Source organism: Brotomerdimonas butyrica (assembly GCF_025567305.1).
GTDB classification, from domain to species: Bacteria; Bacillota; Clostridia; order Peptostreptococcales; family Anaerovoracaceae; genus Lentihominibacter; species Lentihominibacter butyricus.
Genome location: NZ_JAOQJP010000008.1, coordinates 1 through 25,238, shown reverse-complemented (window position 1 = coordinate 25,238; position 25,238 = coordinate 1). Strand labels below are relative to the sequence as shown.

Genomic DNA, 25,238 nt, shown 5'->3' with positions numbered 1-25,238 from the left:
TATTTCTGTATCGCACATCAACAACATCTCGACCATTTTACTTTTATTTTCATTCCATGCCTTATTTTCCGCGCACCTGCCGCTTTCACGACACCCGTTCTGTATGTACTGCAAAGCCCTCAGAGCCGCAAAAAAAGCCCGGATATTCCGCTGTCCGAGCCGTTCTTTACATTAGTTTCATGCTTTCTTTACGATTTTTTTATATTTTCTCAAAATCCCTTGAAAGCGTTCATTTTTCAGTGTAGAATGGCAATATAGTATAGAAAATCACCATTATTAGTCAACAGGAGAGTGAAAATGAAAAAATCAAAAAGATGCGCCATCTTGGTTCTGACTGCACTGATGCTCTTATTGCTGCTCCTGGCAGGGTGCGGGAGTGAGAAATCAGGGAATACCATCAGTGAGCCGGAAATAACAGCGGATTATCTTGACGGAGAATACGCTGATCAGCTTATCAATGATGGAGCCGGAACGATGCTGGGCACTGTAAGCGTTGAACAGAGCGGCGATTCATACATCGCCCACGTGACTGAGAAGGAAGTCGTTCCGAGTTCGGATACCGATGACGGCTACTACATTGCTGATACCAATGTGTCCAAAGATATCGCCCTTGGCCAGAGCGCAAGAATGACCTGTATGGTCAACGGAGAACAGAAGGTTGTCACTATTGATGAATTCATCAAACAGTCGTCGGAAGATCCTGACCAGATCTACACTATATACATGATGGGAGATTCAGTTGAGCTCATGCTCGCTACTGATCCTGCGGATGTCATCATCAAGTAATCAGGCCAACGGTCCGAAAAAAACAGCCCTGTGTCAGACACAGGGTTTTTTCATGTAAAACGAAGGGTCTGTCACATTAACATTTGATATCGTTACGGCGACAGACCTTTTCCTTATAAAAACAGCCGTCCGCTCTATCAAAAGCGCCGGCTGTTTTACGATCACTTTATATCAGCAGGCAGCAGCACTGCCTCATATTCTGTTAGATATGTTTATGCAAAGATGCAGCATTCCCGTTTTACACGTTGAACAGGAAATGCATCACATCGCCGTCTTTAACGACATACTCTTTCCCTTCTGAACGGATCAGGCCCTTTTCCTTGGCTGTCGCAAGATTTCCTCCGCACTCCATCAGCTTGTCATATGCGATAGTCTCTGCACGGATGAAGCCCTTCTCGAAGTCGGTATGTATCTTGCCTGCCGCTCCAGGAGCCTTGGTACCGCGCTTTATCGTCCATGCTCTGACTTCCGGTTCTCCTGCAGTCAGGAATGATATAAGATCGAGAAGTCTGTATGATGCCTTGACGAGCTTGTCGAGACCTGACTCTTTGATGCCGAGTTCTTCGAGGAACATCGCCTTTTCGTCATCTTCCAGTTCCGCCATCTCTGATTCGATCTTGGCACATACCACGATGACGTCTGAACCTTCTGTTTCTGCAAACTCGCGCACCTTTCTGATATATTCGTTGTCCTCAGCTGCCGCATCATCCTCTGAAACGTTAGCCGCATATATGACTGGCTTGTATGAAAGCAGCTCCAGGCTCTTTACATATTCAGCCTCTTCTTCTGTGAGCTCCATAGCTCTTGCCGATTTTCCCTCACCCAGGAAATCTGCGATCTTTTTCAGCAGATCGAGTTCTTTCTGCAGGCTCTTGTCTCCTTTGAGGTTCTTTGTAGTCTTCTGGATCCTTCTTTCCAGCACCTCGAGGTCGGACAGTATCAGCTCTGTATTTATTGTCTCGATATCTGATATCGGGTCGATCTTTCCATCCACGTGAACCACGTTAGGATCATCGAAGCATCTCACCACATGTACTATCGCCGCAACTTCACGGATATGTCCGAGGAACTTGTTTCCAAGGCCCTCGCCCTTTGACGCGCCCTTTACAAGGCCGGCTATATCATAAAACTCTATCGTCGCATATACTGTCTTCTTCGAATTGTACATCTCGTGGAGGACCTTGATCCTCTCATCCGGTACGGTTACCACTCCCACGTTCGGCTCTATGGTGCAGAACGGATAATTGGCCGCTTCTGCACCTGCCTTTGTTATCGCATTGAACAGCGTGCTTTTGCCTACGTTAGGCAGGCCTACGATACCTAATTTCATAATAAATTCATCTCCTTTATTTTTCCTTTATTTTACTGGCTTTCCGCAATTCATGGTTTTGACCGAGTACCACACCGAGTACCACGGAGATGAATTTTGCATCAAGTTTTATACCACTTTTAAAGCGTCAGCCACTAAGTCAATTTCTCTATGTTTTTCATCCTCTGTAATATAAACATACAGATTCATGGTAATACCGATATTAGAATGACCTAAAATCTTCTGCAGAGTCTTAGGTTTCATTCCACCTTCAATACATCTTGTTGCAAAAGTATGTCTGAGTACATGCATTGAAAATCTCGGAATGCCTACACGGTCACAATACTTAAAAAGTCCTGTATCATAAGTACTGTTCTTGACCGGCGTTCCCTTTCTGCAAAGAAAGACAATATCCTTCCATTCCATCAGCACGAGCTTTAAGCTCTTATTCTTTGATCTCTGGTTTTCAAGAATACGAATTGCTTCGTCTGTAAGAGGAATTGTACGGTAGCCGGATTTACTCTTAGGTGGACCAGCTCTCCATTCACCTACCTTATAGCGATATTCCATCGTTCTTTCGATCTTCATAGTATGATTTTCGAAGTCGATGTCGCTCCACCTGAGCCCTATAAGCTCTCCTGTACGAAGACCGGTCTGTAATACAAAGCGGTACTGATTCTCGTAGCTGTAACCAACCACAGCTTCCAAGAATTTCTTCTGAACGTCTATCGTAAGAGCTTCTTTCTTATCTGAAGGCTTTCCCATATCGCTCTTTAACGACTTCTTGCATGGATTCGCAATAAGTACATCATTCTCTCTGGCGAACTCAAACATGTTATAAAGAGCAATCCGCGTCTGGTATATGGTAGTCGTCTTATAGCCCTCATCAGCCATATCCGAAAAAATCTTCTGGCAGTGAATAGGCTTTACATCAGTTAAGAGTTTATTGCCTATAACACCCTTGATATTACGCTCATACCGTTCCGAATAGTTTCTGACCGTATTAGGTCTCACTGTCTGCTTTTTTATCCCTATCCAATAATCGAACCAGGCATCAACGAGCATATCCGTTGCCTGGTCGAGGTCACTGTGTTGGTCTATGTATGTAGCATCAGCAAGCCACTGTTTTACCTCTTGAAGTTTCTTGGATCTTTTCGTTCTGCGCTTCCCAAATTTATCAACAAATCTGGCGAAGTAAGTCCCGTTAGGTTGCTGAACGATTCCTGCTCCAATCTCCTTTCCTTTGAGATCTTTTCCCATTTAAGGCTCCTTTCTAAGCTATAAGAGCCCCAAATTAGCACGCTATATTATACACCAACTAGGGCTCAAATGCAATGTTATTTCATTTTTTTGATAGCTGATAAACAGCGTGGTTACCCCATTTGTTGGGAATACGCTATATCTCTACGTTATCCGAAATAAACTTCTCAAATTCCTTTCGTTTAACAAGTTTTTTCTTCCCTACATACAGAACAAAAGGACATCTCGGTGATCTGAGCAAGCTCTCCAATTTATTGATACCAATATTGGAATACTCCGCAGCCTCTTTTATGGTGAGTGCGACCTTACACTGTATAGGAACCGTCTGAACTTCAGCCTGCTCCTTAGCATACATACCGGATTCCTTGTAATCTCTATCAGAAATGTGCTGACATTTTCATTACCTCCTATGCAATAGAAAAAGCGCCAGACCGAAGATCATGACCTCCGGCTGACGCCTTATTCATCATGATATGGTTAGAGTGCTTCTCCACCCTTAGCTTTGGCACCCTTATCAATGGTTTCCTTCTTAGGAGTCTTTGCGACTTCCTCTTTCTTGGCTTTCAGATCACCAAGTACCGATTTCTCGCCTTTCTCCTCAGCATGCTCCGCTTCCTTTTCAGCCTGGCGCTGTACAAACTTTTCGCCAAGCTCGAAGATCTTTTCCTTACTGTCATAGTGGTAAACACTATCGGTAAGCTTATCAGCGGGAACTACCTGCGTTGCATTGACTTCCTTTATCAAGATCCTTTAAGCCCATCTCGCCATTGTCAGGGACGATCAGCACCTCATGGATGCTCGAAGGTAAAATAAAGAAGTCGCCACCGGCTCTTTCAGCTGCCTGATCCATAAAGTTCTGATAAGCAAGAACTCCGGCACCATGTACCTTATCGGGTACCGTAGCTACGTAAATCTTCTCATCTTCAGGAGCCACCGGAGAAAGTCCAATCATTTCAGCCTGCTCAACTCCCATCATCTCTGCCATGACTTCACTCATGCCTTTGATTTCAACAGGTTTGATCTGAGGCGCATTCTCCATTGCATCAGCATGAAGCTGTTCAGGAGTAACACCCATGTTTTCAAGCAGCTGGTTTGTAACAAGGATTGATGCTCTTCCATCATCATCGGAACTTAAGACAAAACGATAAACAACCGCCATATCTTCCATATTCTGATGAGGTACAGTTTCAAGCATCTCTTTGTTGGCCTCTGCGGAAACAACCTCCATCGCAAGTTTTTCCTTCATCTGAGAATAATCAGATAAGGAATTGATATCGAAGTCAGGTCTCTGATTGATGCCGTTATTGATGACATCTACCGCCTTATCAACAACTTCATCGTAAGGTCTGCCGTCTTCGACTGCTCCGTAGAACTTGTCGATTCCGATGTTTACTCCGATGTTGCTGCCTTCTGGTGTAACCGTGATTGCCTCATAGCTCTCATTCAGCTTGTTTACTGTATGAATAGAGAGATCAACCTCGGCTCCTTGCTCGTAAAGTCTGTCCTTCACATCCTCTACGAATTTTTCTTTGAAACTTTCGTAATCCATATTATATTTTCCTTTCTATTTGCATTAGCTTTGGATCGTTACCCTCCGCCTGGTTGATAGCATTAAAAAAGCGCCAGACCCATGACCTCGATTGAAGTCATAAGCTGACGCTTAAGATTGCCGGTATTCTTTTGCAAAAGAAATTGGCTAGGTGATCGGGATTTGTTCCCGTTCGCTTTGCCCATTGTAAATATAACACATCAAAAATCGCTTGAAAAGGGAACCGATAGGTAACTGACAGGTAATTCGTAGGTAATCTATGGGTAATTTTCTAATTATCCATGCATAAGACCCTTGAAAAACTCCTGTCCGAACTCAAGCTCTACCTCTATCCAGCCAATAGCAAACAGTAATATGAAACAAGCTCCGATAATAGCTCCGAAAATGCCTACAGCAATCCACTGAGTCATTATTACTGCAAGTATAAGGCAAATTACTAAAGGGGCAAACACCAGGCTTGCCGCCCTGCAATAAAGCCATGATATAGCAGCTGCCAATAAACGAAGTATTCCAAGCAACAATATCATTGAGAGTGCAATAAGCATTTTAACTATTCTCATGATCGAATGCCCCCTTTCTCTTCTCGTTGATAACCTTATAAGCAATCAAACGAAGAACGTACTCCGGCATAACACGAAGGCCAAGTTCCCACTCCTGCATTGTTCTATAAGGAATGCCAAGCCATTCGGAAAAGTCCTTACGATTCATACCTGACTGTTCTCTGATCATTTTAAAAGCATAAGCCATCTTACGACGCTCTGCTTCGGTATCATCCTTAGAGGTTTTTTCAACCTCAATCTCAATTCCTTCTACGTTATAAACTTCAGTCTTCATAGGCACTCTCCTTTACTAATGTAGTCAGTGACTACACGTCAAGGGGAAATCAGCATATATACTCACCTTTTCTCAAAAACATATGCTTTACGCATATACTTTTAGCGCTTATAATTTACATATGTAAAATGCATATGCTAATTAGTTATATCTTTTTAGCATATATATCCTTATGCTTATCTCAAAGGAGATGACTTATGTTTAAGACCAATAATGAAAAAATAGGAAAACACCTTGGTGATTTGATTAAGAACAGTGAATATAAGAATGACCGGCAGTTTTGTATCGCATATCTCACACTACGTGACGGCGAAGCTAATCCTGATGATATACAGAAGATGCAAAATCGTATCTGCCAAATAAAAAATGGGAAGAAGGGCGTTCAGATCGAAGACCTTCCGATCTTCTCTGATTTATTGGGAGTATCATTTGAGGATATTCTAAGCGCCGGAACTGCCCTCACTCCTGTACTAAATAGAAAAACCAATTATTCAATCGCTTTTTCAAAAGATCCGGTAGAATGGGAAGCATATATACTGAGAGACGATAAACTCATTCTTAATCCTGATGAATATGACAAAACAGCTATTGATTATGCCCTTGAAGCAGGCAATTATCCTTTTCTAAAATACCTCACAGAAAAAGGCTATATATGGTTCGTAGGGGAAGATAAAAAAGAATATTATCTTGGATTTGGTGCAGGAACATCAATAAAACGGCGTGAAATAGGATTTCTTGATACTTTAGACTCACGTATGAAAAGCCAAGATGATCTTCGCTTTAAGATGATAGCTTTGGCTATCAGAGACAATGATTTAGAAATGCTGAGCGTTCTTCACGCAAGAGAGATTCCATTACTGTATACTATTAACCCGATACAGCATTGGACATTAAAAGATAAGCAGCTGCCCTCATCTTCTAACGTTGAGCAGATGATTGACAGAATTGCTGCAAGCGAAAACACTGCTATTTCATACTTCTTTGAAGAATTTGATACGGAAGCAGAACTTAACTCATTACGAAGTACATTTGTCTTTCCATACGCCGGTCAAGTATTAGATGCTTTAATCAGCAGCAAAAGTACATTCGAAAGTAAGCTCTTTTTAGAAAAGGCCATAGAGCATAACAAAAAGGTGCAGAGAAAACTACAAAAATTGGTAGATAAGAGTAAAGCCAGCTGCAAAGAGCTTTATAGTGTGGCCCCTAATAACAATTATTATGACGAGGCATATTTCCGCAGAGAAGCTTGGCGAGAATACTATTTTTATCCTGAAAATGGATTCATAGCCTACTATATGCCTTTCTATTCTAAAAACACTACAGGCTTTATAACCAATGTTATCAATGTGACCGTATCTTCTAAGGATAAAGAAGTACAGTTCCTTATTGATGAATTAAAGAAAACCTACAACACCTTTATCAAACAGTATGAGAAAAAGGAGGCTTAACATGCGTAATCCAATTTTTGACTATGATGATGGAGATTTCATTTACCAGACCTCCGGCAATATGGGAATTGATTCTGATGGCGATCTGCATATGCGAATGGGTGATAATATGTCAATGGACATGGACACCGGTGAACTACACTTCAACTCCGGTTGGAGAAATGATGACGAAGACGATGACTTCTAACACGAGACTGTGAAGAAAAGTCTGTAAATAAGTAAATCAACATGGCCTTCTATGGTAAAATCAAAATACCATAGGAGGCTATTTAATATGGCAAAGAAAAAAGAAGTTTACAAAGTGAAACCACTCAATGAAAACAAGAAAAACATCATATCTGCACTTATCGAGGAGTACGATATCGAAACGGCAGACGATATCCAGGAAGCCCTCAAAGATCTTTTAGGTGGTACGATTAAGTCCATGATGGAATCTGAGATGGATGAGCATCTCGGATACGAGAATTACGAGCGAAGTGATAATGATAATTATCGTAATGGAACAAAAAGAAAAACAGTTCGCAGCAACTATGGAGAATTTCAGATCGACGTTCCTCAGGACAGGCAAAGCAGCTTTGAACCTAAAGTAGTAAAGAAACGCCAGAAAGATATTTCCGGTATCGATCAGCAGATCATCAGTATGTACGCCAGAGGGCTTACAACACGTCAGATCTCAGAACAGATCGAAGAGATCTATGGCTTTGAATGCAGTGAGGGATTCATCTCCGATGTTACAGATAAGATCCTCCAGGAAATCGATGACTGGCAGAACAGACTGCTTGATGACATTTATCCTGTATTGTTCATAGATGCGGTGCATTTCTCAGTAAGAGATGATAATCGTATCCGGAAGCTTGCAGCCTATGTGATACTTGCCATAACTTTAGATGGTAAAAAAGATGTGATCAGCCTGCAAATCGGAGAAAACGAAAGCGGCAAATACTGGCTGGGAGTTCTTAATGATCTGAAGAATCGTGGTGTGAAAGATGTGATGGTCATTTGTGCAGATGGTCTTACCGGTATCAAGGAGGCTATCAATGCGGCATATCCTGATGCAGAGTATCAACGCTGTATCGTTCATCAGGTGCGTAATACGCTGAAATATGTATCTTACAAGGATATGAAAAACTTTGCATCTGATTTGAAAACGATCTATCTTGCTCCGAATGAACAGCAAGGATATGATAATCTGCAAAGGGTCAAGGAGAGACGGGACGAGAAATATCCTAATGCTATGAAAAGCTGGGAGCAGAATTGGGATATCCTCACGCCGATCTTCAAATTTTCTGCTGATGTCCGGAAGGTTATTTACACCACAAATGCCATCGAAAGCCTGAACAGTACATACAAGAAACTGAATCGCCAGAGAACGGTATTCCCAAGCGATAAGGCGTTATTGAAATCCCTGTATTTGTCCACACTGCAAGCCACTAAAAAATGGACACAGCCACTGCGAGGCTGGGGCAAGGTTTATGGGGAATTTGCTGTAATGTATGAAGGAAGGATTCCTCTTTAAAGTCTCACAGTATATGCCAAAGACTCCCTCAAAATGAAGGAGTCCTTGACATGTTTAAAAGCATATTTTATATTGTTGTTATCAATCTGGAATTGCTAAGAACAGCGATTCCTCATCTGTGATTACCATAGAAGGCTAATTTACAGACTTTATTTCACAGTCTCTCTAACACAGTTTTGAGCCAGAGCTAAATGCCCTGGCTCGCTCTTCATTACATACATCCACCCATCGTAAGAATAACTTTGGTATGCTTATATCCTTTATTTTTGCTGCTGCATTCCATCACTATATAATAATCATCGTCATCTTCTGCCTTAACAACAATGCCCTGAGAATACTCAGTTTTCCATAGAGGACCTACACCATAGAATGGAGCAACAACTTCATTCGTTGGATTAGGCATTTCATAGCTAAAATTGTTTTTATACAACCAAGCATGGTAATTCTTTAGTGCCGGTGGGGCTCCCATAATCTGAAAAGAGCTCATTATTGCAAACTGAAATGGAAGTTCTTCTTCAAAATTGATTACATATTCTTCTGTAGGATCTAACTGATATTCTTCTCTAGTTGAATCTGTCTTCTCTTCAAAACTACTAAGTGATATTTTTTTCATTTCAAATCTCCTCCTACATTTGGTCTAGTGCTCGAATAATGACGGGGTTGCGATACATACTTATCAATTTTCAAGAATGACTCTCCCAATTCGTTTAAGCTTAAAACAAGCATATACTCGGCCACTTCTCCTGCATGATCTATGTATCTAATAGGATCAAGAGACTCACGAAATACTTCAAATGGTTCGCCGACCTCGATCCATTCATCATCTTCTTTGTCATAATGACAATTAAGTTCACGCCATAAGGCCTCGTCGTTTTCTTCATAATAATCTTCATCAACAGAAAAATCGGCCCACGGAAACAATCTCGGAAAAACATCTGTATATAAAGTATATGGAAACCAATATGGATATGAATATGTCGTTATGGTATTTCCATCATCCACAATCAGTTCCGTTTTTCCTTTGCCACTGCACTTATTAACCCATTCCTCCGAATGCAGTTTCACTATGCCGCCGTCTTTAATTATCTGCATGAATTTCTTTTGTGAAAGTAAAAAATTATAATTAGTCATATGCTCTGGTAAGTTTGTAAGTGTGAGCAAGAGTTCATTCGACTTGTCATCTAAATACACTTGATCTATCGGCACATTAACATAGTATCCTTTTCCATCTCCACCACGCGTTTTTTGTATAGTCTCTGCAGTAAGCTTTTGCCAAATACACATATCATCCTTAGGATTATAGAGCACGACAATACAAGGTAATGTGTTCGTCGTCCAATAATTATACTGCCTATCATCTATATCACGAAAAACGACATACTCTCCTTTATTTTCTTTAAAGTAGCTTTCACCACTTTTTATTTGTAATGCTAAAAGTTGCTGAACTTTACCATCCTTATCAGTTCGTTCCATGTGTGCATCAATACCTATATCATCAATAGGTTGTTCTCTAAACATCCACTCCGTCTTTGATGCTATTAAAGAACAATATGATACTCCAATGCGTTCTGTTGTATTTGCCATTTTATGTCCCCATTTCTATTTTAATCTTACAATTGCAATTCTTCAGCATTAACAAACCATTCTTTCTTTGTTTCAACATCATCTTCAAGCCTTAATATCAGATTATCATCGCAAATAAAACTACTATGTCTCCATTCTTTGTATAACCTGACTATAGCATTTACAAGAAATATAAGAGTTTTTTCTAATTCCGATTCCAGTGGATTTGCTAAATCAAAAATAACTTCCGAAAGAGGAATCAAATATTCAATACAATAATATCTGCTGTTATTAGAGTAATCTACCACCATATTATCTATCTCAAGAAATCTTCCTATGTTGTCCACTAATTCAGGGCCCCGTGAAAGAGACCGATAATAAGACTGCATTTCTAAATGTGATCTAAACGCAAAGCCATTTACGCAATAGTCTTGAGCATCAAAATATCCCAGCCTTGACTTGATGTACGCCATATTTCCCGGTCCCGAATAAAACTCGTCATCCAAAGGTTGTAAATAACCTTTATAATACATTTCCATATGTCCATCGCGCTTTTTAAAAGTTACATCATATCTTTTAAAAAACTCAGATACCGGTGTCTCTCCCATCAAAAGCTGTTCTAAATTATTGTTAGTCATTAGATCTGTTCCATTTAAACGTCTTGTAAGATGAAACATCTGGATAGAATCCAAAGAGGAATCTATACCATATTCTTCTAAAAAAGATTTAGTCCAATCGTACGGGTCCTCTTCAACAGAATCCATTGTTACGAATACTTGCTCTAGTTCTTATTCCTCCAAAAAAGCCTACACATCACCTACATGAAGCAGGAATGCATAGGCAATTATTCAAAATCATTTTTCGATTTATATTTGCTAACCTGGGTCTCAATATAGCTTGTTACAAATGAAATAATGTTGATATTTTTTCTTGGTCTCCCGAATATCGAGTACCATACCGAGTACCACGAGAGTACCATTTTTCTATAAAATATAATAATTTATAACAAGTTACATGCGAGAACAAATTACCACGAACCCAGTATATATGCGGTTTTATAGAGATTTATGACTCTTTATGGAGATACATGAAATAGGAGTTCATATAACGATACCTAATTTCATTTTATCTTTTACCTGTCCGAAAACCCTTGATTTATCGGGGTTTTCGCCTTTCTTTAGATTTCTTGTACTCCCTTTTTACGCCTTCTGATAACCTGCGGCGCAGTAATATATTATATCAAAATTTTGCTTTGTTTTCAATCTCAACAGAAGCTTTTGTGTTTACAAACAGGAGCTTTTATGTCTAATGCTTTTTCCTTTTCGGCACCGGCAGTTCATCATACATCGCATTAAAAAGCCCGGTCAGAAACTCTTTATTATCGACATCGTCTACCAGCAGCATTTCTTTTGCTCCATCATACGGTAATTCATAAACAGCTGCCGGCATATAAGAAACCGCCGATTTTACCGGTTTTACAAGCAACCTGTCATCGTATATTCCCCCAATGATCCTGCCTCTATAATAGATGATGTACTCCCCCATCATAGCGCGATAACTGATTTCTTCTAAATCCGATAACTGTTCTAATATGAATCGTAAATACTCTTTGCTTGATGCCATATCCTTATCCTCTCGAATTTCTGTTTCTCATATATCTTCTCAGGCATATGTTATTGTACAGCGATCATAAACACTTGTCAAAAATCACTGTTTTGCTCGTGCCATAAAAAGGTGTCAGATCCAAAAGCTTTTATGTTACAAAAAAACAGCATAGCCGAAGCCATGCCGTTTTTATCTCTTATTTTTCTATCTTCATGATGTTTTTCTGAGCAAAAATCTGCCCGCCGCAAATCACCGCAAAACAGACCGCTGCCTGCTATCTGTTTTTACAGCGTCTGTACAGTATCAAATATGCGATGATGCATACCGCTATCACTGACAGGCTCAGCACCTGTGCCTGCTTGAACGGCCCTATCATCAGGCTGTCCGTACGCAGCGCCTCCACGAAAAAGCGTTCTGCCGAATACAGTATGCCGTAAAGCAGCAGTGTCTGCCCCTCGAACTTTCTCCTGTTATCGACATATATCAGGAAGAAAAACAGCAGGAAACACCAGATCGACTCATACAGGAACGTCGGGTGCACGGACTGACCGTTCACCGTTATCGCCCACGGCAGATCCGTCGGGCCGCCATGCGCCTCCGAGTTGAAATAGTTTCCCCATCGTCCTATCGCCTGCGCGATCGCTATACACGGCACGGCAAGATCGAGGACGTTCAGAGGCCTCAGCTTCCATACAGCGCAGAGAATACATACCGCTACGAATGCGAATATCAGTCCGCCGTGTATGGCAAGACCGCCGCCTCTTATATTCAGTATCTTTTTTATATCGCTCGCATAGAACTCCCAGTTGAACACTACGTAGTAAAGCCTTGCGCCTATTATCGCCGCAGGTATGCATATTATTACAAAATTGATTATCTGATCTGACGTCAGATCGTGTTTCGGCGCCCTTACACAGCATATCACTGTGGCTATGATCATTCCCGATGTTATCATAACTGCATACCACATTATATCTATACCGAAAATCGTAAAAGCCACCGGTTCAGGTACTGGCATAAAACTCTCCTCTTTCTTCGCATATCAACATGTAAATCCCCGCTTCACAGCCGGAATCTCCGCATCTGCGGATATCAGACCTTCTTTATGAATTTCTCCCCGCAGTGCGGACAGGTTATGCTGATCTTTCCCGCACCTTTAGGCACCCTGAGCTTTTCGCCGCATACAGGGCATTTGAATATCTTATGATCTCTGTCTTTCGCAGGCTTTGCTTTTCTGCCCCAGCCTGCACTGCCTGAATTTGCAGTATTTCCATACTGACCGCCTCCATAAGCTCCGCCGTATGATGCATTCCCTGGCCCTCCATTGCGCCTGAATTTTGCAGTAAACTGCAGGAACTTCTGGTTTTCTCTGTATCTGGCATTTATGTTTCTCGAAAACATCCTGCAGTATACGTATATCAGTATCAGTACCGCCAGCATATACAAAAGCCGCCGTCTTACGAACATGTCAGCTATGATGAGTATCACCGACACGATCAGCAGGAAGCGGTTGAGGTTATCATTGCCGTACCTTCCGCGCATCAGATTTGCGAACCACATGCCGAATCTGTTCATGAGAACACCTCCTGAGCCGCTTCAACGGATTTCATCGCATCCTTGCAGTAATAGTCCGCGCCGATCTTCTCCGCATAGTCAGCAGTGAGCACAGCTCCTCCGACCATGACCTTGCAGTCCGGAGCCGCTGCCTTTACCGCAGTGATAGTATCCTCCATGCTCTTCAGTGTAGTCGTCATCAGCGCACTGAGTCCGACCAGCTTTATATTCTTTTCAACTACTGTATCCACTATCGTTTCCACAGGAACGTCTCTTCCGAGATCTATCATCCTGAAGCCGTAGTTTTCCATTATAACTTTGACGATATTCTTTCCTATGTCGTGTATATCACCCTTTACCGTAGCGATCACCACATCTCCCAGCGATACCGACTCACTGTCGGACTCCGCAAGGCGCGTCTTTATGATGTCAAAGCCGGCCTGAGCCGCCGTAGCCGCCTGAAGCATCTGCGGCAGGAATATCGTGCCCTTTTCAAATCCCTTTCCCACATTGTCGAGAGCCGGGATCAGAAAATCATTGACTAGCTCCATCTCGCTGTGATTTTCCAGCAGCTTGTTCACTGCCGATACAGTGTCAGCCTTCATGCCTTTCTCTATGCATCGGAATATATCCGCGCCCTCTCCTGACGCACCGCCTGAAGAGCCGCCGTCTCCCGAGTCTTTTTTTACGCGCTTCGAAGTCTCCACCTGATAATCAGCGTATCTCTCTATATATCTGGTCGCATTCTCATCCACGTTTTTCAGTACATTGAATGCGTAGATCGCCGACATCATATCCTCATCATTAGGATTTATTATCGGAAGATCGAGCCCGCACTCCATCGCCATCGCCAGGAAAGTCCTGTTCACTATTATACGCGCCGGCAGGCCGAAGCTGATATTAGATACTCCCAGTGCAGTTTTCAGCCCCAGTTTTTCCTTCACCATCCTCACAGCCCTGAGAGTCTCATTGACTTCTTTCTGCTGTGCCGATGCCGTCAGAGTCAGACAGTCTATTATCACATCTTCCTTAGGGATGCCGTATTCCAGCGCTCTCTTCATTATCCTTTCGGCTATCGCAAAGCGTTCTTCCGCTGTAGGCGGGATGCCGTCGCTGTCCAGGGTGAGTCCTATCACGGCTGCGCCGTATTTCTTCACTATAGGGAAGATATTCTCCATCACTTCAGGTTCACCGTTGACGGAGTTCACTATGGCCTTCCCGTTGTATACCCTGAGAGCTGCTTCGATAGCAGCCGGATTCGATGAATCTATCTGCAGCGGCAGTCCTGTTATAGACTGCAGCTTTTTGATGACTCTCGGGAGCATGCTCACATCGTCGAGTGACGGTACTCCGACATTGACGTCGAGTATCTCCGCACCTGCGTCGATCTGCTCCACAGCCTGTGTCAGTATATAATCAAAGTCCTCTTCCAGCAGAGCCTGCTTGAGCCTCTTCTTGCCTGTCGGATTTATCCTCTCTCCGATTACCGTCACATGATCCACATGCACGACATCAGTACTGCTGCAGATCCTCAATCCGCGACTTTCCTGCTCTGCCCGGCCGGTTTCTTTCGCCGCCCTTTCCGGCACATCTTCGAGGCTGTCTCTATATCCGGCCAGTCCCGCGATATACTCCGGATCCGTGCCGCAGCAGCCTCCGACCATATTTATACCGGCATCGATATACTCTTTCATAGTATCGACGAACTGTTCGCACGTTATATCATAAGTCCCGGTCTCAGGATCAGGAAGGCCTGCATTAGGCTTAGCAAATACAGGTACCGACGTGAGCGACCTCAGCTTCTTTGCCATCGGCATTATTTCCACAGGACCCAGTGAGCAGTTTATCCCCATGGCATCGACTCCGAGCCCCTCGAGAGTCATGGCCATCGCTTCAAGACTCACGCCCGTGAACGTCCTCTCATTTTCCTCGAACGTCATCGATACCATGACCGGAAGATCGGAATTTTCCTTTGCGGCGAGCACTGCAGCTCTGACTTCGTAAAGATCCGTCATCGTCTCTATCACAACGAGATCAGCACCGTGATCCCGCCCTGCACTGACTATCTCGGCAAACGCAGCGTATGCGTCCTCAAAAGCGAGGGTGCCCATCGGCTCCAGCAGCTCTCCAAGCGGTCCTATACCGAGCGCGACCTTTACATCTCTGCCATTCTCCGCAGCTGCAGCATTTCTCGCATCATCTGCGACATCCATTGCGAATGCCACCGCCTGCTCAAGAGGCATGTCAAGCTCGTCAGATTTGAATCTGTTCATTCCGAACGTGCCCGCATATATTATGTCCGAGCCTGCGTCTATATACTGCGTATAGATATCGCGCCATATATCCGGATGCGCCATACCGAACTGCGTAGTCGTTTCTTCAGGACTCATGCCTGCTCTCTGGAGCATCGTTCCCATCGCCCCGTCAAGTATATATATTTTTTCGTTGAAATCAATCGCCACAGAATTTCCCCTCTCTTCTAAGTGTACACTTTTCTCTGAGCACGCATTCACCGCACGTGGCAAGGCGCCCTTTTACAGGATGATCTGCCACCCCTATTATCGCAGTCACCGATTTTCTCGGTATCATCAGAAAGTTCGCAGTCACATTCAGCCCTATCTTGCGCTGTCCGTCCACGTACGATATGACTGACTTCTGCATTTCCAGAGGACAGTCTCCGTAGCCCGGACTGAACCGCCCCGTCTTGTAGCCGTCAGTCGCCGCCTTTATATGCTCTTCGTATTTATCACACAGGCATTCCACGAGGACCGACGCCCCGCTATCAGCCATGACAGCCTTTGCCATGTCAGTGACCTGAAGCTTCCTTATCAGATTGTCCGTTCCTATACCGAGAGTGAGCGCCATCACGATGACCTTGTGACACCCCTCCAGATGCTTTTTCAGCGAAAACCCCTGTACCTTTATATCAGCTATATCCATGACTCTGTATATAGCCTTTGGCTTTGCCGCAGCAAGCAGCGCGCTTTCCACCTCATCGAGCGTCTCATTCAGACTTTCATCACGGGTACCGTGCGTTCCCAGCGCAGCAAGCCATTTATCTCTCGGAATACGTTCTGTTATCTCTATATTCATCTCGCATAAGCGCCTGCCGCTTACAGCAGGTCTTTTATATTCTCATACACTTTGAGTGCAACGTCTGCATTGTTCATTATGTAAAGGTGTATGCCGTCTACTCCGTTCGTGATCAGGTCTCTGATCTGGTTCGCCGCATACTCGATGCCGGCTTCAAAGAGTTCTTCAGGCTTGTTTTCGTAAAGTCCTATCATCTTCGTAAAGTCATGCGGAAGGCTCGCGCCGCTCAGCGCCACAGTTCTCTGGATCTGCCTTGCATTCGTTATCGGCATTATCCCTGCGGAAACCGGCACGTTTATTCCCATCATCCTGGCCTTTCCCATGAATTCATAGAAAAGCTGATTGTCAAAGAACAGCTGCGATATCAGCACTTTCACTCCTGCACCGATTTTGTACTTGAGATTCTGTATATCTTCGTCAAGCGACTTGCTCTCATAGTGACCTTCCGGATAGCATGCGCCGAGTATCTCCAGATCGTCGCTGCATTTTCTCTGCACTTCGATAGCCAGCTCGTTCGCATGATGGAAATCCTTCTTGATGTCACAGTCCTCTGCGATATCTCCTCTGAGCGTCAGTATATTCTTGATATCGGCGTCCTGGAATCTGCCTATCATCTCCTTGACATCCTCTCTGGAAGAATTGATGCATGTGAGATGAGCCAGCGTCTCTATGCCGAATTTTTTCTTGATGTTCGATGCGATCTCGCATGTGTAATTGTCTGTCATGCTTCCGCCTGCTCCGTAAGTGACGCTGATGAAATCAGGTTTGCAGACGGTGATCTTTTCAACTGTGTCATAGATGGACTCTATATTCGCCTTTTTCTTAGGAGGGAATATTTCCATGGAAAACACAGGTCTTTTCTGATCAAATAGTTCAGGTATTCTCATAATTTAACTCCCTTTGCTGCTGTTTTGTAGTTTACGACATAAAATCGTCTTAAATTTATTGCCTTTTAACAATTAATTATACAGCTTCATTCCGGGCAATGCAATGTTTTTGCATCTGTGATATACTGTAATTATTACATAGAAAAAAGGAGTTATCATGAAAGATTTCAACAAATATTTTGACCACACGCTTTTAAAGGCCGATGCAAAGCTTGCAGATATCCGTCAGCTGTGCAGTGAAGCCATAGAATACGACTTCGCTTCCGTATGTGTAAACGGCTGCTATGTCGCTGACGCCGTGAAGCTTCTGGCCGATACCGACATCAATGTCACTGCAGTCGCAGGGTTCCCTCTCGGAGCCATGACTACCGCTGCAAAGCTCGCAGAGGTCAGGGATGCTCTGGAAAACGGTGCTGACGAGATAGACGTAGTGATAAATGTAGGCGCAGTAAAGGAAAAGCGTCAGGATTACGTCAGGAACGAGCTGTCTCAGCTCACCGCACTCTGTCACGAGCACGATGCTGTGATCAAGGTGATCCTCGAGACTTGCCTGCTTACGAGCGAAGAGATAATGTCAGCATGCAGGATGGCTGTAAAGGCCGGTGCTGATTTCGTAAAGACGTCCACAGGCTTCAGCACGGGCGGCGCCGAGGCACATCAGATCAGGCTCATGAAGAAGATGACCGGCGACAAAGCGAAGATAAAAGCTGCCGGCGGCATCAGGACCCTCGAAGATGCAGAAAAAATGATCGCAGCCGGCGCAGACAGACTCGGCTGCAGTGCTTCAGTGGCGATCATGAACGAATACAGCAGTGCGGACGAGCAGTAGCTCTCTCGCCCAGCTGATACAGATCTTTTCAAAAACAAAAAGCCGGATCATGGTATATCATCCGATATTACCGATCCGGCTTCATTATTACCATCATTGATGCCCGCATCGTTGATACTCTATATGGTTTTCCACATCATTACGCCGTCTATTATCCTGCACTCGAGCTCATCTCTGTCCTGAAGATATGTGAGATAGCTCTTTGTAGTAGAAGACAGCAGCGCATGATTCGCAACGCCTTCCCGCAGACCCATAGCCTGATACATATTCTTTATCACCGCATCCAGAGACGCGTATTCCGCACATATGCCCTTTACGACCGATATTATATGCTTTACATTAGCTATATTCAGATCTGCGATCTCCGTTATATCCTCTTCCGCAGTTCCGTGCGCCGGGATAAAAAGCCTGCCGTCGAGTGTCTTTATATACTCGAGATTGTCCAGATATTCAGCAACGTCGTAGAGATACCCGAAGCGGTGTTTCTCAAGATATTTCCTGCTGAGATACGAATCCGCCAGGAACCATACGTCATCGTCTGTCTTTATGCCCGCCATGCCGAACGTGTGACCCGGCAGGTATATCCAGCGTATACCGTCAAGGACGCTGCGCTCCAGCGATGCGAACCCGATCATGCCCGGATGCGAAAATATCTCCCGAAGCTTTCTGCACGGATATCCTCCGTTCATATACGCAGCCTCAAGATCGGAATAATGTGCAAACGCCATATCCAGATCAGTGCAGTAGGCAGGTATGTGATACTTCTTCATCAGGTATCCGTTGCCCCCGACATGATCTATATGTGTGTGCGTATTGATTATATAGTCTATCGACCAGCCCTGCTCCTGCAGCGCTTTTTCGATCTTTTCACCATCGCCCTTTGAACCGGTATCTATCAGACATACGCTGCTTTCGCCGGTCCTGTAAACGCCGATATTCGTATTGCTTTTGATATAATAAGTCTTTTCTCCCACCTGTGTAAGATGCATCAGTCGTCTTTTCTCCTTGGTCTAACAGATTCGCGGAAGGCCTTCCCCGTACAGCACGTCAAATCTCCTTGTCGCGCCGAGTCTCGTCTTGATATAGGCTCCGCTGCCTTCCTTTACGACGCCTATGATCTGAGCATCCTTTCCATGCACGGTGCTTCTCATCGCTTCGAGCGCACGCTCCGCTTCATCTCCGGGAACGACAGCGATCATCTTGCCCTCGTTTCCCATGTAAAGCGGATCGAGTCCCAGTATCTCGGTAAAGCCTCTGACTTCGTCGAGTACCGGTATGCTCTCTTCGTCGAGCTCTATCATGCAGCCTGAACTGTCAGCGATCTCATTGAGCACTGTCCCCAGGCCTCCGCGCGTGACGTCTCTCATGGTTTTTACATCTATACCGCTGTCGAAAAGGCTCGCTGTGATATCATTCAGCGCCGCACAGTCGCTCTTTATATCGTTTTCGATCTCCATCCTGTGGCTGAGTATGCACGCATGATGATCTCCTAGATTGCCCGAAACGATCACCACGTCTCCCGGTCTGCAGTTGCGGCTGCTCACATCTCTGCCGCCAGGTATCTCTCCGATGCCCGTGGTGTTTATGTAAAGGCCGCCGTTTCCTTCGATGACCTTGGTGTCTCCTGCCACTACGATCACGCCCGCCTCTTCTGCCTGCTTCGCCATCGAGGCCACGATCTTTTCAAGAAGCTCGGTATCGAGCCCTTCTTCGAGTATGAACCCACATGTTATATACTTCGGTACCGCTCCCATCATCAGCAGGTCGTTCACCGTGCCGCATACGCACAGCTTGCCTATATCTCCGCCTTTGAATATCAGCGGCGTCACCACGAACGAGTCCGTGCTGCAGGCGATCTTTCCGCTGACTTCAAGCACTGCGGCATCCTCCATCTTATCGAGGATCTGATTTTTAAAATATTTGCCGAATATGTCACTCATCAGCTGTGCCGAGGATTTTCCCCCGCTGCCGTGAGCCATAGTTATTTTCATAAATGATTCTCCTTCTGTTTTGACTGCCGGCTGTCATCCGCCTTGCCCTGTGCATCGATCCGATCACGATCAGTGAACGTTCCTGTACCATATGCCGCATGACCCCTCTGACGAGACCATGCACGGCCCGAACGGATCCATCGGACTGCACTTTCTTCCGAACATCGGACACTGATCCGGATTTATCCTGCCTACGATAACATCGCCGCAGCGGCATTCAGCAGGCAGCTCCATATCTTCGTACAGCGTTCTGCTGCCGCCGTCATACTGACTGAACGCGTCATTGAGATACAGTCCGGAATTTTCTATCACGCCAAGACCTCTCCACATCGCAGGACCTTCTTCAAACACATCATTCATCACATCGACGGCTTTTCTGTTACCGTCCTCCTTAACTGCGTTTCTGTAAAGGTTTTCCGCCGCATTCTCTCCGCTTTCCAGCTGTTTCATTATCCTGTAAATCGCTGCAAGTATATGCTCCGCTTCAAAGCCTGCGACTACGAAAGGCTTTTTGTATTTTTCCGCAAGAGGGATATACACATTGCTGCCCGTTATCACGCTGACGTGACCCGGGCATATGAATCCGTCGACATCCTCCTGATTCTCGCAGATCCACTCAAGTGCAGGGATGGCCGTCTTCAGTGCAGTCACAAGCTTTATGTTGCTTATACCTTTTTCCTTCGCCGCTTTCACCATCATCGCATACGCAGGCGCAGTCGTCTCGAATCCTACTGCCGCGACCACATATGTGATATGCGGGTTCTCTGCCGCTTTTTCCAGCGCTTCGAACGGCGAATACATTATGTTTATATTTACGTTTCCGTTTCCTTTGGCTTCCGAAAGGCTGCCTCTGCTTCCCGGTACTTTCATCATATCACCGAATGTGAGCAGGACGTGGTTCTCCTTCGAAGCATATTCTATGCATTTGTCTATATATGCCGTAGGCGTTACGCACACCGGGCACCCCGGGCCGGATATCAGCTTGATCTTGTCCGAGATGAGGCTCCTGATACCGCTTTTGAATATCGCTGCAGTATGCGTGCCGCAGACCTCCATCAGCTTCACCGGCCTGCCGTCATACGACTGCAGGTAATCTATTATCTGTTTTATATCCATGATACTACTGAAGTTCCTCCAGTTCTGTGAACAGTTCGATCAGCTCCTGCGCCTTGTCGTGCTCCATCACTTCTATAGCGCATCCGGCATGCACCAGCACGTACTGTCCCACCTCCGGCTCTATCAGCCCCGTGTTCACGTCTACCAGATTTCCGTTAAAATCCACTTTTGCTCTATCTTCATTAAGTTCAACTACCCTGCCGGGTATCGCTATACACATATTATCCTCCTCAGGTTTGCTGTAAAACCGTTTTTTCAGATGGTTCATAAAACCCTAACTATTATACATTTTTTTACGCGATTCGTAAATATGCACGCTTCTTTTTCTTTGGCCGTGCATTTTTATGCGGGCAAAAAACATGCCTGCTCCCGCAGCTCCCGCTCTATAATGGCAGGACACTGCAGAAAGCAGGCACATGTCGGTCATTCAGTGATAATGTCACTGACCTTTCATAATGAAAACAGGGTCGACAGAATCGACTTTACTATTTTTCTTTTCTGCTGTGTTTGAATGCTATCGCGCACGATACTCCAAAGCCTCCCCAGAGACCTGCACAGCCTATTATCATCAGGATTATTGCACTTGTACTCATTTTTTTGCGACCTCCTTCTGCGAAATCTTATCAAGATCTGCATAACCTTCCTTGCCCTTGAGCGTGGTAAGGAAATCTGCAAAGATAACAACGAACAGGATGCATCCCCATCCGAATATATTTACATCAGCTGATGCATAGTTTCCATATCCATGTTCTACGAAATCCTTCGTGTTCAGGAAAAGCATAACTCCGAGCACTATAGTAGTAACTATTCTGAGTGAATAGATCCACCACTTTCCTATGCTGAAGTTCGAGAATTCGTTCGCCTCCTGACGAAGCTTCTCAGGATTGAAGAATCTCGTGATAAGTATTACTTCGATAAGTCCGCCTGTTGCAACACCTATGTTGTTGATGAATGAGTCTACTATATCGAGTATATTCATTCCGGCGCCAGTGATGAACAGTACGCTTATCACGAAAGTCGGCACCAGTACGATAGTAACGGCTTTTTTATGCTCTATGTCGAACTTGTCGTGGAAGCCTGAAACTACAGCCTGAAGGATCGATACCATCGAAGTGATACCCGCAGTCAGTAGCGCTCCGAAGAAGCATATTCCGAAAAGCGCATTGAGTGCCGGCAGTTCACTGATAGCTGTAGGGAATGTCATGAACGCAAGTCCTATTCCTGAAGCCGCGATATCTTCTACAGCAACCCCCTGCTGAGTTGCCATGAATCCCATGATACTGAATACTCCGATACCCGCAAATACTTCGAATCCGTGGTTTGCCGTAGCTGTGATGAACGCGCTGTTTACAACGTCCGTTTCCTTAGGCAGATAGCTCGAGTATGCCAGCATGATAGCAAATCCTATCGACAGACTGTAGAATATCTGACCGTAGGCAGCTACCCATACGCTCGAATCAGCAAGCATCGACCAGTCAGGCTTGAACATGTATTCAAGTCCCTTTACTGCGCCCGGAAGCGTGATGCCTCTCACTACCAGGATGACTGTAAGCAGCATGAGTATCGGCAGGCATATCTTGCATATAGTCTCGATACCTTTGCTTACACCCTTGTACATAACGAATCCGACTATCGCCCATATGATCACGAACGGCAGTATCAGATTGGTCCTGATGCCTCCGAAGTTCAGAGCGCTGTCAGTAAGTCCGAGATACTCTACGAAGAATGACGAAGGGTCTGCTCCCCACGCCTGTGTGAATGAGAATCCCACATAACTGAGCACCCATACGATTATAGCGAAGTAGTATGTTCCGATAACGAATGCCACCATTACCTGGAACCAGCCCAGCCACTCGAATTTCTTGTTTATTCTCGCCCATGTGACAGGCGCTCCGCCTCTGTAAGTCTTACCCATGGTATACTCAAGAATAAGGATAGGTATACCTGCTGTAATGATTGCGAAAAAGTACGGTACTAAGAAAGCGCCGCCGCCGTTAGTAGCCGCAACATACGGAAATCGCCAAAGATTTCCAAGTCCTACCGCTGAGCCTATCGCCGCAAGCATAAAGCCCAGCTTGTTGTTCCATTGATCTCTCAAAACAATTCACTCTCCTCAAAAAATAACTGATGATGATCATGTCCCATAATTCATAATCACCATCCCATAACAATACGTTTTAGTATATCGTGTAAAAATATGTGAGTCAAGGCTTTTAGCTCTTGTATATAAAATACATAAAAAAGCAATATTTTTTGTTCGTGAACCCAAAATATCTCGCGAATCAATTCTGTTTTTTGTCATTTTCCAAAAAGCGCACGACGATCGATCATGGATTTAAAAGTCAAACATACATTCCAGTATCTGTTCATATGTGATACTGGCAAACGCAGACACTGTTGCATTAAGCATCATTTCGCTCCACTTGTAGAATTTCAGATCATTTAGCAGGAAAGATCTGTATGAAAACTCAATAGATCATGTATTCCGCCAGCTCCTCTGCCGTGATCCCGCTTATATATTTACCTACATTATTTTGGGCAAGCGTATCATATAGCTCCTGATATCTGAATTTCGTTCCTCTCAGCTTCTCTTCCAGTTCCTTTATATCTTTGACACCAAAGAAATCACCGTAAAATCTGATGTTGCTTACAACCCCTTTTTTGACGTCAATATAAGCTGTAATGATACCACAGTCAAATTTCTTTTCCTTCTTCATTTCATACTCAGGAGATCTCCCATAATTCCACTCCCAGAGATCATATTTTTCAGCTTTCAGTTTATTGATCTGCCGTTCGTCATCATCCGTAAGCCTGTATTCTTTCAATTCACCTTGGTTGAACATATTTTTTACAAGAAGCCTGCGAAATTCCTCTATATCGATTTTCTGATCCAGGTGTTCAGAGATATTTGTCACCCTGCTTTTAACAGATTTTATCCCCTTTGATTCCACTTTTATATCTTTTACATTAAGTGCATCCTGGACTACCGAAAGATCTGAATCGAACAGCAGCGTCCCGTGATGCAGCACCCTGCCTTTTGAAATAGCCTGCGCCATACCTGAAAATTTTCTGCCATTTATAATCATATCGTTTCTGCTGCTGAACTCAGCTCTTACTCCTAGCTTGGCCAGCGCATTTATGACAGGAATTGCGAATGTTCTCATGTCCAGCTTCGAATTATCTTCGTTTTTCTGTATAAAGGAAAAGTTCAGATTCCCCAGATCATGGTAGACTGCTCCGCCTCCGGAATTTCTCCTTACGACCTTTATTCCGTTTTCATCAACATATCTCTGGTTTATCTCTTCGATAGTGTTTTGATTTTTACCGACTATCACAGCTCTGTCGTTCTGCCATAAAAGAAAAAAAGCTTCATCCTCAGGTGGCGTCATGAAAAAATATTCTTCAAATGCCAGATTATAATGCGGATCTGTGTTCCTTCCATTAAAAAAATACATATATCCCTTTCCTTCCTTATTCATCTTCATCAGCTTTTTCTTCGAAATCAAAATCGCAGAAATTTTTCACTATTCTAGCATTCTTGTAATTTGAATTCAAGACATTGAACAAATAAAAATCGACCCTTATTTCGATCATTACCACAAGCTCCTTATACAAGACTCCCCCGTTTTTTACCTGAAAAGCATTATAACAGTTTTTTATCATTCATGTCTCTTATTATATAAATCAGTTCACAGTTATAAATCGTGTTGCCGACAACCGTCACTTGTAGTTCAAAACTGCAAATTTATATAATACATGCCCCTTACTTTGTCCGCTCCTCAAAAAGCGCATGACGGTACTTTTATCAGAACAGCTAGTGTAAAATATTTGTAGGTCAAAAAAAGATCAATAGAAAAGAGAACTTCCTTTTGTGTTAGAATTTAAATAACCCAAAACA

The 25,238-nt window shown here is 44.0% G+C and carries 29 protein-coding genes; 5 read left to right on the top strand and 24 right to left on the bottom strand.

Features of this window, described 5'->3' with window-relative positions:
• Window positions 1-297 precede the first annotated feature (297 nt).
• Entirely contained in the window at window positions 298-786 is a 489-nt protein-coding gene (locus tag OCV59_RS06760) for a hypothetical protein (protein ID WP_147593737.1), read from the top strand.
• Window positions 787-1,024: 238 nt separating this feature from the next.
• On the opposite strand, the gene ychF is transcribed toward OCV59_RS06760, so the two are convergent.
• From ychF to OCV59_RS06725, 7 genes are all read right to left on the bottom strand, one after another.
• Entirely contained in the window at window positions 1,025-2,116 is a 1,092-nt protein-coding gene (gene ychF, locus OCV59_RS06755) for a redox-regulated ATPase YchF (protein WP_147593736.1), read from the bottom strand.
• A 108-nt stretch (window positions 2,117-2,224) separates the two neighbouring features.
• Window positions 2,225-3,355 carry a tyrosine-type recombinase/integrase gene (locus OCV59_RS06750; protein ID WP_147593735.1) on the bottom strand — a complete coding sequence of 377 codons (1,131 nt, stop codon included), beginning with the start codon at window positions 3,353-3,355 and terminating at the stop codon, window positions 2,225-2,227.
• Window positions 3,356-3,491: 136 nt separating this feature from the next.
• Window positions 3,492-3,710 carry an excisionase gene (locus OCV59_RS06745; protein WP_147593734.1) on the bottom strand — a complete coding sequence of 73 codons (219 nt, stop codon included), beginning with the start codon at window positions 3,708-3,710 and terminating at the stop codon, window positions 3,492-3,494.
• 122 nt (window positions 3,711-3,832) lie between these two features.
• Complete coding sequence (locus OCV59_RS06740) at window positions 3,833-4,099, bottom strand: hypothetical protein (protein WP_262584185.1); 267 nt, start codon at window positions 4,097-4,099, stop codon at window positions 3,833-3,835.
• The gene (locus OCV59_RS06735) at window positions 4,059-4,904 is read right to left on the bottom strand and encodes a DUF5688 family protein (RefSeq protein WP_262584184.1); all 846 of its coding nucleotides are present in this window, start codon (window positions 4,902-4,904) and stop codon (window positions 4,059-4,061) included. The genes OCV59_RS06740 and OCV59_RS06735 overlap by 41 nt, the downstream gene beginning before the upstream one ends.
• Window positions 4,905-5,179: 275 nt before the next feature.
• Window positions 5,180-5,464, bottom strand: coding sequence for a hypothetical protein (locus tag OCV59_RS06730; RefSeq protein WP_147593733.1), 285 nt, complete (start codon window positions 5,462-5,464; stop codon window positions 5,180-5,182).
• Window positions 5,451-5,738 carry a helix-turn-helix domain-containing protein gene (locus OCV59_RS06725; protein WP_262584182.1) on the bottom strand — a complete coding sequence of 96 codons (288 nt, stop codon included), beginning with the start codon at window positions 5,736-5,738 and terminating at the stop codon, window positions 5,451-5,453. Before OCV59_RS06725 ends, OCV59_RS06730 begins: the two co-directional genes overlap by 14 nt.
• Window positions 5,739-5,935: 197 nt before the next feature.
• Here OCV59_RS06725 and OCV59_RS06720 point away from each other — a divergent pair, with 197 nt between their 5' ends.
• The 3 genes from OCV59_RS06720 to OCV59_RS06710 all read left to right on the top strand — a co-directional run bounded on the left by OCV59_RS06720 (window position 5,936) and on the right by OCV59_RS06710 (window position 8,702).
• Window positions 5,936-7,186: a hypothetical protein gene (locus tag OCV59_RS06720; RefSeq protein ID WP_147593732.1), complete on the top strand. Its 1,251-nt coding sequence runs from the start codon at window positions 5,936-5,938 to the stop codon at window positions 7,184-7,186.
• Between the two features lie 77 nt (window positions 7,187-7,263).
• Window positions 7,264-7,386: a hypothetical protein gene (locus OCV59_RS06715; protein ID WP_262584181.1), complete on the top strand. Its 123-nt coding sequence runs from the start codon at window positions 7,264-7,266 to the stop codon at window positions 7,384-7,386.
• Between the two features lie 74 nt (window positions 7,387-7,460).
• Entirely contained in the window at window positions 7,461-8,702 is a 1,242-nt protein-coding gene (locus tag OCV59_RS06710; RefSeq protein WP_147593730.1) for an IS256 family transposase, read from the top strand.
• Window positions 8,703-8,913: 211 nt separating this feature from the next.
• On the opposite strand, the gene OCV59_RS06705 is transcribed toward OCV59_RS06710, so the two are convergent.
• From OCV59_RS06705 to metF, 9 genes are all read right to left on the bottom strand, one after another.
• A complete protein-coding gene (locus tag OCV59_RS06705) occupies window positions 8,914-9,315 on the bottom strand; it encodes a hypothetical protein (protein WP_147593729.1) in 402 nt (133 codons plus the stop codon).
• Entirely contained in the window at window positions 9,312-10,286 is a 975-nt protein-coding gene (locus OCV59_RS06700) for a DUF4365 domain-containing protein (protein WP_147593728.1), read from the bottom strand. Before OCV59_RS06700 ends, OCV59_RS06705 begins: the two co-directional genes overlap by 4 nt.
• A 26-nt stretch (window positions 10,287-10,312) precedes the next feature.
• Window positions 10,313-11,029 carry a hypothetical protein gene (locus OCV59_RS06695; protein ID WP_147593727.1) on the bottom strand — a complete coding sequence of 239 codons (717 nt, stop codon included), beginning with the start codon at window positions 11,027-11,029 and terminating at the stop codon, window positions 10,313-10,315.
• Between the two features lie 541 nt (window positions 11,030-11,570).
• The gene (locus OCV59_RS06690) at window positions 11,571-11,888 is read right to left on the bottom strand and encodes a TfoX/Sxy family protein (protein ID WP_147593726.1); all 318 of its coding nucleotides are present in this window, start codon (window positions 11,886-11,888) and stop codon (window positions 11,571-11,573) included.
• Between the two features lie 256 nt (window positions 11,889-12,144).
• The gene (gene lgt, locus OCV59_RS06685) at window positions 12,145-12,888 is read right to left on the bottom strand and encodes a prolipoprotein diacylglyceryl transferase (protein WP_147593725.1); all 744 of its coding nucleotides are present in this window, start codon (window positions 12,886-12,888) and stop codon (window positions 12,145-12,147) included.
• Between the two features lie 74 nt (window positions 12,889-12,962).
• A complete protein-coding gene (locus tag OCV59_RS06680; RefSeq protein ID WP_262584180.1) occupies window positions 12,963-13,445 on the bottom strand; it encodes a hypothetical protein in 483 nt (160 codons plus the stop codon).
• Window positions 13,442-15,886 (bottom strand): homocysteine S-methyltransferase family protein, encoded by a 2,445-nt coding sequence (locus tag OCV59_RS06675; RefSeq protein ID WP_262584179.1) that lies wholly within the window; start codon window positions 15,884-15,886, stop codon window positions 13,442-13,444. Before OCV59_RS06675 ends, OCV59_RS06680 begins: the two co-directional genes overlap by 4 nt.
• A complete protein-coding gene (locus OCV59_RS06670) occupies window positions 15,876-16,517 on the bottom strand; it encodes a vitamin B12 dependent-methionine synthase activation domain-containing protein (RefSeq protein ID WP_147593724.1) in 642 nt (213 codons plus the stop codon). Before OCV59_RS06670 ends, OCV59_RS06675 begins: the two co-directional genes overlap by 11 nt.
• Window positions 16,518-16,537: 20 nt before the next feature.
• A complete protein-coding gene (gene metF, locus OCV59_RS06665) occupies window positions 16,538-17,404 on the bottom strand; it encodes a methylenetetrahydrofolate reductase [NAD(P)H] (protein ID WP_147593723.1) in 867 nt (288 codons plus the stop codon).
• A gap of 157 nt (window positions 17,405-17,561) precedes the next feature.
• Between metF and deoC the strand changes: the two genes are divergently transcribed.
• Window positions 17,562-18,233 (top strand): deoxyribose-phosphate aldolase, encoded by a 672-nt coding sequence (deoC, locus tag OCV59_RS06660; protein ID WP_147593722.1) that lies wholly within the window; start codon window positions 17,562-17,564, stop codon window positions 18,231-18,233.
• Between the two features lie 119 nt (window positions 18,234-18,352).
• On the opposite strand, the gene OCV59_RS06655 is transcribed toward deoC, so the two are convergent.
• The 8 genes from OCV59_RS06655 to OCV59_RS06620 all read right to left on the bottom strand — a co-directional run bounded on the left by OCV59_RS06655 (window position 18,353) and on the right by OCV59_RS06620 (window position 25,003).
• Window positions 18,353-19,222, bottom strand: a complete 870-nt coding sequence (locus tag OCV59_RS06655) for an MBL fold metallo-hydrolase (RefSeq protein WP_147593721.1) — start codon at window positions 19,220-19,222, stop codon at window positions 18,353-18,355.
• Between the two features lie 21 nt (window positions 19,223-19,243).
• Complete coding sequence (hypE, locus tag OCV59_RS06650) at window positions 19,244-20,224, bottom strand: hydrogenase expression/formation protein HypE (RefSeq protein ID WP_147593720.1); 981 nt, start codon at window positions 20,222-20,224, stop codon at window positions 19,244-19,246.
• Between the two features lie 69 nt (window positions 20,225-20,293).
• Complete coding sequence (gene hypD / locus OCV59_RS06645; RefSeq protein WP_262584177.1) at window positions 20,294-21,340, bottom strand: hydrogenase formation protein HypD; 1,047 nt, start codon at window positions 21,338-21,340, stop codon at window positions 20,294-20,296.
• 4 nt (window positions 21,341-21,344) lie between these two features.
• The gene (locus tag OCV59_RS06640; protein WP_147593718.1) at window positions 21,345-21,560 is read right to left on the bottom strand and encodes a HypC/HybG/HupF family hydrogenase formation chaperone; all 216 of its coding nucleotides are present in this window, start codon (window positions 21,558-21,560) and stop codon (window positions 21,345-21,347) included.
• A 265-nt stretch (window positions 21,561-21,825) separates the two neighbouring features.
• Window positions 21,826-21,933: a MetS family NSS transporter small subunit gene (locus tag OCV59_RS06635; protein WP_147593717.1), complete on the bottom strand. Its 108-nt coding sequence runs from the start codon at window positions 21,931-21,933 to the stop codon at window positions 21,826-21,828.
• Window positions 21,930-23,438, bottom strand: a complete 1,509-nt coding sequence (locus tag OCV59_RS06630) for a sodium-dependent transporter (protein ID WP_147593716.1) — start codon at window positions 23,436-23,438, stop codon at window positions 21,930-21,932. Before OCV59_RS06630 ends, OCV59_RS06635 begins: the two co-directional genes overlap by 4 nt.
• A gap of 370 nt (window positions 23,439-23,808) precedes the next feature.
• Window positions 23,809-24,825, bottom strand: coding sequence for a lipoate--protein ligase (locus OCV59_RS06625; RefSeq protein ID WP_262584176.1), 1,017 nt, complete (start codon window positions 24,823-24,825; stop codon window positions 23,809-23,811).
• On the bottom strand, window positions 24,812-25,003 hold the full coding sequence (locus OCV59_RS06620; protein ID WP_147593715.1) for a hypothetical protein: 192 nt from the start codon (window positions 25,001-25,003) through the stop codon (window positions 24,812-24,814). The genes OCV59_RS06625 and OCV59_RS06620 overlap by 14 nt, the downstream gene beginning before the upstream one ends.
• Window positions 25,004-25,238: the final 235 nt, after the last annotated feature.